Source organism: Streptomyces sp. NPDC051913, assembly GCF_044593635.1.
Taxonomy (GTDB): domain Bacteria; phylum Actinomycetota; class Actinomycetes; order Streptomycetales; family Streptomycetaceae; genus Streptomyces.
This window is the reverse complement of sequence record NZ_JBIUCI010000008.1, coordinates 476,033-487,910: the sequence shown is the minus strand read 5'-3', so window position 1 is coordinate 487,910 and position 11,878 is coordinate 476,033. Positions and strand designations below refer to the sequence as shown.

At 71.5% G+C, this 11,878-nt stretch carries 11 protein-coding genes; 4 read left to right on the top strand and 7 right to left on the bottom strand.

Features of this window, described 5'->3' with window-relative positions; genetic code table 11:
* Positions 1-109: 109 nt before the first annotated feature.
* The 7 genes from rraA to ACIHIX_RS26325 all read right to left on the bottom strand — a co-directional run bounded on the left by rraA (position 110) and on the right by ACIHIX_RS26325 (position 6,245).
* Positions 110-601, bottom strand: a complete 492-nt coding sequence (gene rraA, locus ACIHIX_RS26355) for a ribonuclease E activity regulator RraA (RefSeq protein ID WP_399960193.1) — start codon at positions 599-601, stop codon at positions 110-112.
* Positions 602-653: 52 nt separating this feature from the next.
* The gene (otnC, locus tag ACIHIX_RS26350; RefSeq protein ID WP_399960191.1) at positions 654-1,298 is read right to left on the bottom strand and encodes a 3-oxo-tetronate 4-phosphate decarboxylase; all 645 of its coding nucleotides are present in this window, start codon (positions 1,296-1,298) and stop codon (positions 654-656) included.
* Entirely contained in the window at positions 1,295-2,557 is a 1,263-nt protein-coding gene (gene otnK, locus ACIHIX_RS26345; protein ID WP_399960189.1) for a 3-oxo-tetronate kinase, read from the bottom strand. The genes otnC and otnK overlap by 4 nt, the downstream gene beginning before the upstream one ends.
* A gap of 93 nt (positions 2,558-2,650) precedes the next feature.
* Entirely contained in the window at positions 2,651-3,733 is a 1,083-nt protein-coding gene (locus ACIHIX_RS26340) for an isocitrate/isopropylmalate dehydrogenase family protein (protein ID WP_399960188.1), read from the bottom strand.
* Positions 3,734-3,780: 47 nt separating this feature from the next.
* On the bottom strand, positions 3,781-4,617 hold the full coding sequence (locus ACIHIX_RS26335; protein ID WP_399960186.1) for a sugar phosphate isomerase/epimerase family protein: 837 nt from the start codon (positions 4,615-4,617) through the stop codon (positions 3,781-3,783).
* Complete coding sequence (locus ACIHIX_RS26330; RefSeq protein ID WP_399960184.1) at positions 4,614-5,294, bottom strand: aspartate/glutamate racemase family protein; 681 nt, start codon at positions 5,292-5,294, stop codon at positions 4,614-4,616. The genes ACIHIX_RS26335 and ACIHIX_RS26330 overlap by 4 nt, the downstream gene beginning before the upstream one ends.
* Positions 5,295-5,531: 237 nt before the next feature.
* The gene (locus ACIHIX_RS26325) at positions 5,532-6,245 is read right to left on the bottom strand and encodes a FadR/GntR family transcriptional regulator (protein WP_399960182.1); all 714 of its coding nucleotides are present in this window, start codon (positions 6,243-6,245) and stop codon (positions 5,532-5,534) included.
* A 355-nt stretch (positions 6,246-6,600) separates the two neighbouring features.
* Between ACIHIX_RS26325 and ACIHIX_RS26320 the strand changes: the two genes are divergently transcribed.
* The 4 genes from ACIHIX_RS26320 to ACIHIX_RS26305 all read left to right on the top strand — a co-directional run bounded on the left by ACIHIX_RS26320 (position 6,601) and on the right by ACIHIX_RS26305 (position 11,800).
* Positions 6,601-7,896, top strand: a complete 1,296-nt coding sequence (locus tag ACIHIX_RS26320; RefSeq protein WP_399960180.1) for a CitMHS family transporter — start codon at positions 6,601-6,603, stop codon at positions 7,894-7,896.
* Between the two features lie 115 nt (positions 7,897-8,011).
* Entirely contained in the window at positions 8,012-8,458 is a 447-nt protein-coding gene (locus ACIHIX_RS26315; RefSeq protein ID WP_399960179.1) for a cupin domain-containing protein, read from the top strand.
* A 146-nt stretch (positions 8,459-8,604) separates the two neighbouring features.
* Positions 8,605-9,339: a D-Ala-D-Ala carboxypeptidase family metallohydrolase gene (locus ACIHIX_RS26310; RefSeq protein WP_399960177.1), complete on the top strand. Its 735-nt coding sequence runs from the start codon at positions 8,605-8,607 to the stop codon at positions 9,337-9,339.
* A gap of 253 nt (positions 9,340-9,592) precedes the next feature.
* On the top strand, positions 9,593-11,800 hold the full coding sequence (locus ACIHIX_RS26305) for an MMPL family transporter (RefSeq protein ID WP_399960175.1): 2,208 nt from the start codon (positions 9,593-9,595) through the stop codon (positions 11,798-11,800).
* The last annotated feature ends 78 nt before the right edge of the window (positions 11,801-11,878 follow it).

Below are 11,878 nucleotides of genomic sequence, written 5' to 3'. Positions count from 1 at the left end.
AGAGGATCGCGACGATGCCGAAGGCCTCCCACCCCCCGTAGAAGACCGCTGCGACGAGGCCGAGCGCGGTGATCGCGAACGACCAGCCGAAGGTTCTGAGGATCACCGGTCAGTTCTCCGTGCTCTCGGGGAGAAGGGCGATGCCGTCGTCGTCGGCGTGCAGGATGTCGCCGGGGCGGAAGGTGATGTCGCCGAAGGTGACGGGGGTGTCGATGGTTCCGGCCGAGTCCTTGGCGCTCTTGCGGGGGATGGTGCCCAGCGCCTTGATGCCGATCCGGAGCCCGGCGAGGGTGGCGCTGTCGCGGACGGCGCCGTGCACGATCAGGCCGGCCCAGCCGTTGTCCTGGGCGGCGCCGGCGATGAGGTCGCCGACCAGCGCGGTGCGCAGGGAGCCGCCTCCGTCGATGACGAGGACGTGCCCGTCGCCGGGGGTGCGCAACAGGTCGCGCAGGAGGCCGTTGTCCTCGTGGCAGGAGACGGTGCGGACCGGCCCGGCGAAGCCGCGGTGGCCGCCGAACTGGCGGAACTGCAGGTCGCAGACGCGCAGTTCGGTGCCGTACCGGTCGACGAGGTCGGCGGTGGGGACGGGGGTGACGGTCATACGGGCTCCTTCGCTTGTGTGGCTGCCGCGCTCGCGGTTGTTCATCCGGCCGTCAGGGGGATGTCGGAGCGAGCGCGGCAGCCTGCTCGGGGGTGAGGGGACGGGTGGGATGTCCCTGGAGCAGGAGGTGGAGCTTGGCGGTTTCCTCCAGCTCCTCGATCGCGTCGGCCGCCTGCTCCAGCGTCGCGCCGGCGACGATCGGGCCGTGGTTGGCGAGGAGGACGGCGTGATGGTCTCGGGCCGTGTGCTCGGCCAGCGGTTCCAGGCCGCTGTCACCGGGGGCATGGTAGGGGAGGAGGGGGAGGGTGCCGACGCGCATGGCGTAGTACGCGGTGAGCGGGGGCAGGGCGTCGGCCGGGTCGAGGCCGGCGAGGCAGGAGACTGCGGCGGCGTAGGTCGAGTGCAGGTGGACGACCGCGTGGGCGCTGGGCCTGGCCCGGTAGAAGGCGGCGTGCAGGAACGCCTCCTTCGTCGGCTTGGGGCCGTCGAGGTGGGTGCCGTGCAGGTCGGTGCGGGAGAGTTCGGTCTCCTGGACGGTGCCGAGACTGGAGCCGGTGGGCGTGAGCAGCAGGCTGCCGTCGGCCAGGCGGACGGACAGGTTGCCCGTGGAACCGTGGGTCAGACCGCGGTCGAAGAGGGAGCGGGCGGTGCGGACGAGGAGCGCACGTGCCGTCGACTCGTCGTGACAGGCGGTCACCTGGACTCCGTGAGGGCCCGGGTGAAGAGGTCGGGGGCGCCGAAGTTGCCGGACTTGAGCATGAGGGCGAGGTCGCCGCTCCTGGTGGTGGCGTAGGTCCACGGGACGCCGGGGTCGGCTTCCTCGCCGACGAGGACGGCCCGGATGCCGAGGGCGGTGGTGACGGCGCCGGAGGTCTCGCCGCCTGCGACGAGGAGACGGCGTACCCCGCGTTCGACGAGGTGGGAGGCGAGGGCGCCGAGCAGGTCCTCGACCTGTGCGGCGGCTTCCGCGACGCCCAACTGGGCCTGCACGGCGGCGAGTTCCTCCGGTGAGGCGGAGGCGTAGATGAGGACGGGTTGCCCGGGGTCCTGCTTGTCGAACCAGGTCAGGGCTTCCGCCGTGACGTCGCGACCGGTGGCGGCTGCGAGGACGTCGAGATGGAGGGAGGGCAGACCGGCGGCGTAGAACTGGGCGATCTGCTCCAGCGTTCTGGCCGAGCAGCTGCCCGCGAGGACGGCGGCCCTGCCCTGGTCGGGCCAGGGTTCGGCGACCGCGGGGCCGGAGGTGGGGTAGGCGTGCCCGACCCCTTCGGCGAGACCGGCGGCTCCGGCGACCACCGGCATTTCGAGCGCGGCGGCGCCCAGGACGGTGAGGTCGTCGTCGGTGAGGGCGTCGGCGACGACGTGCCGGACACCGGCCCGCTCATGGGCGAGCAGAGCCTCCCGGACGGCATCGACGCCGCGGCGCACGGTGGGCCAGTCGATGACGGCCACGCGGTGGGGGGTCTGTGCGGAGAGCAGCCGGGGCAGGGAGGAGTCCGTCATCGGGTTGAGGGGGTGGTGGCGCAGCGGTGAGTCGGAGAGCAGCTGGTCGTGGACGAACAGGTGGCCCTGGTAGACGGTGCGGCCGTTGGGGGGCGATGCCGGGCAGTGCAGAGTGAGCCCGGAGCCGGCGGCGTCCATCAGGGCGTCGGTGACCGGGCCGATGTTGCCGTACGGGGTCGAGTCGAAGGTGGAGCAGTACTTGAAGTAGATCTGCGTGGCGCCCTCGGCCCACAGCCAACTCTGCGCGGCCAGGGACTCGGCGACGGCCTCGTCGGCGGGTGTGGAGCGGGACTTGAGGGCGACGACGGCGGCGTCGCAGTCCGCCGGGAGCGCTGTGGTGGCGTCCGGGGTGCCGAAGACCAGGGCGGTGCGCAGGCCGGCGCGCCGGAAGGCCGCGGCGACGTCGGTGCCGCCGGTGAAGTCGTCGGCTATGCAGCCGATGCGCAGGGTCATGGTCGGGGGCCTCTCCTCGGGCGTGCGGGTGATGCGGGTGACGCGAGCGGCGGCCGGGGCGGGCGGTGGAGAGGCCCGCCCCGGAGCCGGGGGTCAGTTCTGGCCGGCGGTGATGGCCTTGATGACGGCGGCGGTGAACTCCGTGGTGGACGCGGAGCCGCCGAGGTCGCGGGTGGAGGTGCCGGCGGCGATGGCGTCGGCCACGCCCTTCTCGATGATCTTCGCGACGTCGGCGAGCGTGTCGTCGCCGTGCTTGGCGCCGAGCCACTCGAACAGCATCGCGCCGGAGAGGATCATGGCGACCGGGTTGGCGATGTTCTGCCCGGCGATGTCGGGGGCGGAGCCGTGTGAGGCCTGGGCCATGGCGGTGGTGGCCGAGGAGTTGATGGAGGGGGCCGTGCCGAGCGAGCCGGAGATCTCGCCGGCCAGGTCGGAGAGGATGTCGCCGAACATGTTCTCGGTGACGATGACGTCGAAGTCCTGGGCCCGGCGGACCAGGTGGACGGTCATGGCGTCGATGTGGAAGTCGTCCACGGCGACGTCCGGGTAGTCCTTGGCGACTTCCTGGCACACCGTGCGGAACAGGCCGGTGGTGAGCTTGAGGACGTTGGCCTTGTGGACGATGGTGAGCTTCTTGCGGCGCGAGCGGGCCAGGTCGAAGGCGACGCGGGCGACGCGCTCGGTGGCCTCGCGGGTGATGATGCCCAGCATGATCGCGGTGTCCGCGGTGGGCATGAACTCACCCGTGCCGGCGAAGGTGTTGCGGTCGGCGTAGAAGCCCTCGGTGTTCTCGCGGACGATGACCAGGTCGGCGTTGTCGCAGATGGCCTTGGCGCCGGGGAAGGACTTGGCGGGGCGGATGTTGGCGAAGAGCTGGAAGTGCTTGCGCAGGGTGCCCGAGGGGTTGAGCGCGGACTTGTGCGGCTCGGGGTAGGACACCGAGTCGTGCGGGCCGAGGTACCAGCCGTCCAGGCCGGCCAGGGCGTCCTTCGTCTCCTCGGGGACCGGGGTGCCATGGCTCTCGATGGCGGCGGCGCCCAGGGGCAGGGTCACCCAGTCGACCGAGACGCCGGCGGCCTCGGCTGCGGCGGTGGCGATCTCGACGGAGGAGGGGACGATCTCGGGGCCGATGCCGTCGCCCTCGAGGACGCCGAGGCGGTAGGTCTTGCTGCTCATGGTGCGGGTTCCTCTCAGAACAGGGGAGTGGGGAGTGAGGGGGTCGGTCAGGACAGTGCGGCCGCGGCGTCGGTGAGCGCGGTCCAGGAGCGGGCGGCGGCTTTGGTGCTGTCGCCGTCCTGGGTGTGCTCCAGCGTCAGCCAGCCGGTGAATCCGCCGGTGCGGAGCGCCGTGAGCAGGGCGGGCAGCCGGGGATCACCGATCGTCAGGGGTCCCCGCGTCGAGGCGGCGGCCAGCTGGAGGCAGCCGGTGACACGGGCGTGCTCGGTGATGGCCCGGACCGCGTCGACGCCTTCCGCGTCGAGGTGGTGAGTGTCCAGGACCAGCCCGGCCGGGACGTCGAGGGAGTCGATCACGGAGCGAGTGTCGTCCGGGGTGTGCCACAGCGAGGTGGTGGCACGCGACTGCGGCTCCAGCAGAAGTCGGCTGCCGCAGGCGGCGGCTTCTTCGGCCAGTTGCCCGACGGCACGCTCGGCCCACAGGCGCTGCATGTCCGCGAGGCCGGGCAGGAACGTGCCACGGGCCTGGCCGAGGGAGAGGGGTACGCCCAGTGCGCCGGCGAGACGGGCCGCGCCCCGCAGCCGGAACAGGGCGTGGCGGCGGACGTCGGGGGAGGGATCGGTCAGGGTGAGCCGGTCGTGCGCGGCGACCGGCCCGGTGGCGATGCCCAGGACCTTCAGGCCGGCGGCCCCGACGGTCCGGGCGAGTGTCTCGGCGTCGTCGGCGCCGACCTCGCGGACCTGGACCTCGACCCCGTCGTAACCCAGTTCTGCCAGGTCGTGAACGGCTTTCGCGAGCGGTGCCGAGTGGCCGAGCGGCATGGGAGCGGAGCAGTCGGCGCCGGAGACGGTGTAGGCCAGTGGCCAGGGCAGTCGGCCGCTCATGACGCGATCGCCGGGGTGAGCAGGCCGCGCAGTTCGCGGGCGGCGGCACCGGCGCCGTCGAGTACCGGCACGTTCAGCAGAGCGGCCAGGGGGTCGCGGGCCGGGGTGAGCGAATACTGCGCGAGGAGCACCGCATCGGCGTCGGCGCCGCCGGCCGTGTGGAGGGCGTCCGCCAGGTGGCGGGCGGCGGCTTCGGGCTCGGCCCCGGCGGCCTCTTCGCTCAGGGCCGTCACGACGTCGACCGGGCGGTCCGGGCGGACAGCGGGGACCAGCGCTTCGAGCTGGGCGACGGCCGCCGGAACGGCCGGCGGGGCGGAGGCGACGACGGCGATCCGCTGGTAGGGGCCGACCAGGGCTGCCTTGAACAGGGACTCGTCCGACTTCAGCACCGGCACGTCCCACAGTCTGCGGGCGGTGTCCACCACTTCTCCGTAGGAGGAGCAGGTGAGGAGCAGGCCCTGGGCGCCGCCGTCCATCACGTGTGCGATGAGCCGGAGCATGCGGCGGCTGAGGGTGTCGGTGAGGCCGCCGGCCGTCCGGGCGTCGTCCAGCAGGCGGTCGTCCAGGATGTTCCAGACCCTGGCCTGCGGAAACTCCTGGGCGAACGCGGTCTGGGCGATGCGGCCTGCGGTCGGTACGGCGTGGATCATGGCGACCAGGGGGGCGGTTTCGAGCACCGGGTTCTTCCTCTTTCGGAAGGCGGGGACCAGCAGGGGTCCCGACCGGGGGCGAGCCTTGGCCACCGTGTGAAGTGCCGTCGGCGGTGGGGTGAAGGCCGGCCCGAGATGGGGGGCGGCAGTGCGTGTCGTGGTGCCGCGCCGCCACTGTAGGCGGAACCGGTAAACCGGTCAACCGGTTGTTCCGATGGGTGGGCCGCGAGATGCCGGAGCGGAACCGGCAACTCGCCGGAACCCCTATCCCTCGCGCTGCTCCAACGCCTCCATCAGGCGGCGGGACGCGCCGTCCATGTGCCGGGCCATGGCGGCGCGCGCGGCCTCCGCGTCCCCGTTCGCGACCGCCTCGAAGATCGGGACGTGGTCGCCGTAGGCCACCTCGCGGGAGCGGACGGCTCCGGTGCGCTCCACCCAGCCGCGCTGGATCATCGCCCGCATGCCCTTGAGCATGTCCCGCAGCACCGTGTTGCCGGCCAGCTCGCCCAGTGCGGCGTGGAAGGCGGTGTCGGCCTCGGGGAACTCGTCGTCGGGGCACTCGCGCATGGCGGTGAGCCGGGCACGCAGCAGCTCGACGCCGGCGTCGTCGCGCGTCTGCGCGGCCAGGCCGGCGACGATCACCTCCAGCTCGGCGCGGGCCTGGACCATGTCCCGGGCGCCGCGCTCGCCGAGCACCAGGCCCAGCTCGAACAGGCGGTAGAGCACGTCCGAGTCGGTGCCCCGGAAGTAGGTCCCGCTGGACTGGCGGATCTCCAGCAGGCCCAGGAAGCCGAGCGACTTGATCGCCTCGCGGACGGTCGGCCGGTTCACGCCGAGCATCTCGGTCAACTGCCGCTCGGAGGGGATGCGGTCGCCGGGCTGTACCTCGCCGGACATCAGGTAGTCGATCAGGCGACGGGACACCTCGGAGGCCAGCGGCTCCCGCGGCTCGACCGTGATCCTGGCGAGTTCGGCCATCGAATTCCTCACTTCGGTATTGACGTAATGGCCGGATTCTAGTTACCTACCGGCAATCCGGTGAACCGGTTGTCCGGAGCTGGGTGAGCCGCCTCCCCCTTTCGCTCCACACCGACCGACGCCAGGCCACTCCGCTGCCAGGCGTACCCGGCCACGCCCCGGGGTGCCGCCCCGCTGCACCCGTGCCCCCGACCGCCGTACAGGAGCCGCACGTACCATGGCCGACTCCGCGCACAAGCCGACGACGGCACCGCGTGCGCCGAAGGTCGTCCGCCGACCCGACACGCACTGAAAACCGCGCCGTCCTCTTCGCCGCCCCGCCGGGCGGCCCCCAGCCCTGCCCCAAGGAGCAACGATGCTCGCCGTCCTCGGCTTCGCCACTCTGGGCAGCTTCATGCTGCTCGTTATGCGGAAGTACCTCTCCGCGTTCACCGCCATCATGCTCACCCCGATCATCGCCGCCGTCATAGCCGGCAAGGGCACCAAGCTCGGCGACATGATCACGAACGGCCTGGACACGGTCGCGCCCACCGCGGCACTGCTGCTGTTCGCCGTCCTCTACTTCAGCCTGATGATGGAGGTGAAACTTTTCGAGCCGGTGTGTCAGGCGATCGTCCGCGCGTCCAAGGGTGACCCCGTCCGCATCGTCGTCGGCACCGCCGTACTGTCGCTCTGTGTGGCGCTCGACGGTGACGGCACCACCAGCTACATGATCGTCTGCTCCGCGTTCCTGCCGATCTACCGGCGTCTGGGCATCAACCCGCTCATCCTCGCGACCTTGGCCGCCATGGCGCTGGGCACCATCTCCGGCACCACCCCCTGGGGAGGCGCCGCGACCCGCGGCATCAGCGTCCTGCACCTGGACGCCAGTGAGTACTTCGTCCACATGATCGGTCCCATGGCCCTGACCAGCCTGGCCATCGTCTCCGTCGCCTACTGGCTCGGCGTGCGTGAACGCGGCAAGCTCGACCCCGAGAAGCTCAGCGCCTACCAGTTGGAGATCGCCTCCGGAGAGGCCTTCGAACCGGTGAAGGCCGACTGGCGGATGTGGTTCAACGCCGCACTGACCGTCCTGCTGATGGTCCTGCTCATCCTCGAGGTCGCCGACCTTCTCGTCCTCTTCATGGTCGCCTTCGTCATCGCGCTGCTCGTCAACATCCGCGCCATCGGCGACCAGCAGGACCTCATCAAGCGGCAGGCGTCCAACGCGGTCCCGGTGATGATCCTCGTCCTGGCGGCCGGCGTGTTCACCGGCATCATGACCGACTCCGGCATGATCAAGGCGATGGCGGACGCGGCCCTGTCGATCGTCCCGGACGGCTGGGGCAACGTCATCCCGCTGTTCACCGCGATCCTCGCCCTGCCGCTGGGCTTCTTCATGTCCAACGACGGCTACTGGTTCGGCGTCGTACCCGTCCTCGCGGAATCCGCCGCGCACTACGGCATCGACGCCAACGAGATCGCCCGCGCCGGCGCCATCGGTCAGATCCTTCACATGATGGGCCCCACCAGCGCACCCCTGTGGGTCCTGATCGGCCTGGTCAGGACCGAACTCGGCGACTTCCAGAAGCACGCCCTGCGCTGGGGCGTCCCCGTCTCCCTCGCCTACATCGCCTTCGCCCTGCTCACCGGCGCCATCGGTATCGCCTGATCCCCTCCGCCCGGTGGGCCACGGAACAGTTCCCCGCGGCCCACCGGGGCCGGGCCGTCAGCGCGCACCGATACCGCCCGACCACCCCACTCGCCCTCCCGCCCTGGAGAACGCCGTGCACGACCACCCCACCGACGAGCCCTGCTTCACCCCCTTCCCGCCCGCCGTGCTGCGCCCGGCCGATCTGACCGCCTTCAGCCGCGGTGGTGGCGCCCGCACCATCCCCCTGGTGACACAGGCGGCCGGCGCCGAGGTCTTCCTCACCGGGCAGACCGTGTTCGACGGCGGCGCCGGCATCGCCCTGCACACCCACAACTGCCCGGAGTCCGTGACCATCCTGGAGGGCGACGCGGTCGTGGAGATCGACGGCACCGAACACCACGTCTCCCGCTTCGACACCACCTATGTGCCCGCCGGCATGCCCCACCGGTTCCGTAACGCCTCCGCCACCGAGCCGATGCGCATCCTGTGGATCTACGCCACCGTCGACGCCACCCGCACCCTCGTCGAGACCGGAGTCACCTCCCGGGTCGACGCCGAGCACGCCAGGCCCGCTCTCTGAACACCCCCGTCATGGTCTGGACAAATGACGGGAGTTCGGGCCGTTGACGCGCGTAGCCGACCGGCCTCACGCTGAGCGGGGGCGGTCGCGCCGTGACGGGCGAACCGTTGCTCGGGCTGTTTCGGACGCGCGGTCGGGAGGCCGGAATGTTGATACGTGTGGCACGATTGATCGCCTCGTTTGTCATGGTCTTGACAGGTGCAGTGGTGGGGGTGGGGCTCGGAGCGGGCACCGCCGCCGCCGACGACTGCTACACCTGGGGCCGCACCCTCTCCCAGGGCACCTCCGGCAGTGATGTGACACAGCTCCAGATACGTGTCGCCGGATGGGTGACCTCCGGCGAGCGCCTGTCGTACGACGGCCAGTACGGGGCGCGGACCGCGGCGGCGGTCGCGAAGTTCCAGTCGGCGTACGGTCTGAGCGCGGACGGCGTGGCGGGCCCCGCGACCTACGCCAAGATCTACGCCCTCCAGGACGCGGACTGCACGCCGGTCCACTTCGCCTACGCGGAACTCAACAAGTGCAATGCCGACTGGTCGGGCGGTGCGGTCTCCGCGGCCACGGCCAAGGCCAACGCCCTGAAGACCATGTGGAAACTGGAGGCGATGCGCCACGCACTGGGTGATGTGCCGATCACCGTCTCGAGCGGCTTTCGTTCCTACGCCTGCAACAGCGCGGTCGGCGGCTCGTCCACCAGCCGCCACCTCTACGGCGACGCAGCCGACCTGACCGGCTCGGTGAGCCTGTGCCGTCTCGCCCAGCAGGCCCGCACACACGGCTTCTCGGAGATCCTCGGCCCGGGCTACCCGGACCACAACGATCACACACATGTGGCGCTCGACCCCTCGCCCTACTGGTCCGCACCGACATGCGGCATCTGACTGGGCGTCACACCGCGAGGACCGCGTCGGCGTCGCGCAGGTCCCGCAGCCGCCGGGTGCTCCCGCCAGGCGGTGCCGCTGTCGACGCTGCCGTCCATCAGGGCCCGCGCTTCTCCTCCCTGAGGATGAGGAGCGCGGGCCCGCTGGTGCTGTGTCACCAAGCGGAAGTGCGCGCACGGGCACGACGCCCTCGGACGGGCCCGCGGGGGAGCCTGGTGGTCCACCCGAGACCAGACCTGGAGACCCGTTTCCCGTGGCTACCTTGCTTTACCGGCTGGGCCGAACCGCCTTCCGGCGCCGTTGGCTCGTGACGTTGTTGTGGGCCGTGCTCCTCGGTGCCGTCGGCCTCGGCGCCGCCAAGGCCCCGGCCGCGTCCGACGACGGCACGTCCTTCATGCCCGGCATCGAGGCGCAGAAGGCCTTCGACCTCATCGGCGAGCGTTTCCCCGGCTCGGCCGCCGACGGCGCGACCGCGCGGATCGTGTTCGTCGCTCCCGCGGGGGAGAAGGTCACCGCCGCGGCCAACCGTGCCGCGATCGACGCCTTCGTCAAGGACGCCGCCTCCGAGCCCCAGGTCTCCGGCGCGGTGAGTCCGTTCGCCGCGAAGGCGGTGAGCGAGGACGCTTCCACCGCGTACGCCACCGTCGACTTCAAGGTCGAGGCCGGCGATCTCACCGGCGCAGACAAGACCGCACTGGAGAAGGCGATCGGGCAGGCCCGGGACGCCGGGCTCACCGTCGAGGTCGGCGGCACCGCGCTCGCCGAACAGCCGGCGGCGGGCGGATCGGCCGAGGCGATCGGCATCGTCCTGGCCGCGGTCGTGCTGCTGATCACCTTCGGCTCGCTGGCCGCCGCAGGACTGCCGCTGCTGACCGCCCTCATCGGCGTCGGTGTCAGCATGGCCGCCATCGTGGCCCTCGGCAGCACCTTCGGCCTCTCCCTCACGACCGGCACGCTCGCCACGATGCTCGGCCTGGCCGTCGGCATCGACTACGCCCTGTTCGTGGTCTCCCGCTACCGGGAGGAGCGCGCGTACGGGCATGCGCCGCACGAGGCGGCGGGCCTGGCCGTCGGTACGGCCGGCTCGGCCGTCGTGTTCGCCGGCCTCACCGTCATCATCGCGCTCGCGGGGCTGTCCGTGGTCGGCGTACCGATGCTGACGAAGATGGGGCTGTGCGCCGCGGGCGCCGTGGTCGTCGCGGTCCTGGTCGCCCTGACCCTGGTGCCCGCCCTGCTCGGCATGTGGCCGAACGCGGTGCTCTCCCGCGCCGCCCGCAAGCGAGGCCGGGTGAACCGGTCCGCGGACAACGGCGGTTCGCGCTGGGCGGGGTTCGTGCTGCGCCGTCCGGTGACCGTGCTGGTGGCGAGCGTGGTGGGCCTGGGCGTGCTCGCGCTGCCCGCCGCGCAGCTGGAGATGGGCATGCCGGGAGCCGAGTCCAAGCCGGTCTCGTCGACGGAACGACGCGCCTACGACGCGCTCGCGGAAGGCTTCGGCGCGGGCTTCAACGGGCCCCTCACCGTCGTCGCGGACGTCAAGGGCGTGGACGACCCCAAGGCCGCCGTCGCCCGGATCACCGAGGCGATCGGCGACACCGAAGGCGTCGTGTCCGTCTCGCCGGCCCGACTGAACTCGGCAGGCGACGCCGCGCTGTTCTCGGTGGTCCCGGCCACCGGCCCCAACGAGGAGAAGACCAAGGACCTCGTCCGGACGATCCGTCAGGAACGCGCCGGACTGGAGCGGGAGACCGGGGCGACCTTCGAGGTCACCGGCAGCACCGCGATGAACATCGACATCGCGCAGGCCCTCCAGGACGCGCTCGTGCCCTACCTGGGTGTCATCGTGATCCTCGCCCTCCTCCTGCTCCTGGTGGTCTTCCGCTCGCTGCTCGTGCCGGTCAAGGCCGCCTTCGGATTCCTGCTGTCCGTGCTGGCCGCCCTGGGCGCGGTCGTCGCGGTCTTCCAGTGGGGCTGGGGCGCCGCACTGCTGGGTGTGGAGCAGCCGGGGCCGATCATGAGCCTGATGCCGATCTTCCTGGTGGGCATCGTCTTCGGTCTCGCCATGGACTACGAGGTGTTCCTCGTCGCCCGGATGCGGGAGGCGTACGTCCACGGGGACAGTGCCCCGCAGGCGGTCGTCACCGGTTTCCGGCACAGCGCCCGTGTGGTGGTCGCCGCGGCGGTCATCATGATCGCGGTCTTCTCCGGGTTCATGGGAGCGGGGGAGGCCATGATCAAGACGATCGGCTTCGGTCTCGCCGTGGCGGTGCTGTTCGACGCGTTCGTCGTCCGCATGGCCCTCGTGCCCGCGGTGCTCGCCCTGTTGGGCGACAAGGCGTGGTGGCTGCCGAAATGGCTCGACCGGGTGCTGCCCCGCGTCGACGTCGAAGGCGCCGGGCTCACCACGCCTCAGGTGCCGGATGCGCGGAGGGCGCCCGGCACACAGGAACCGGCCCGCGTCTGATGCCTGGGCCGCGGTCCGCGGGGTCTGCCTTCGGACCCCGCGGACCGCGGGTGTGTGACGATGACTGCCCTTGTACTT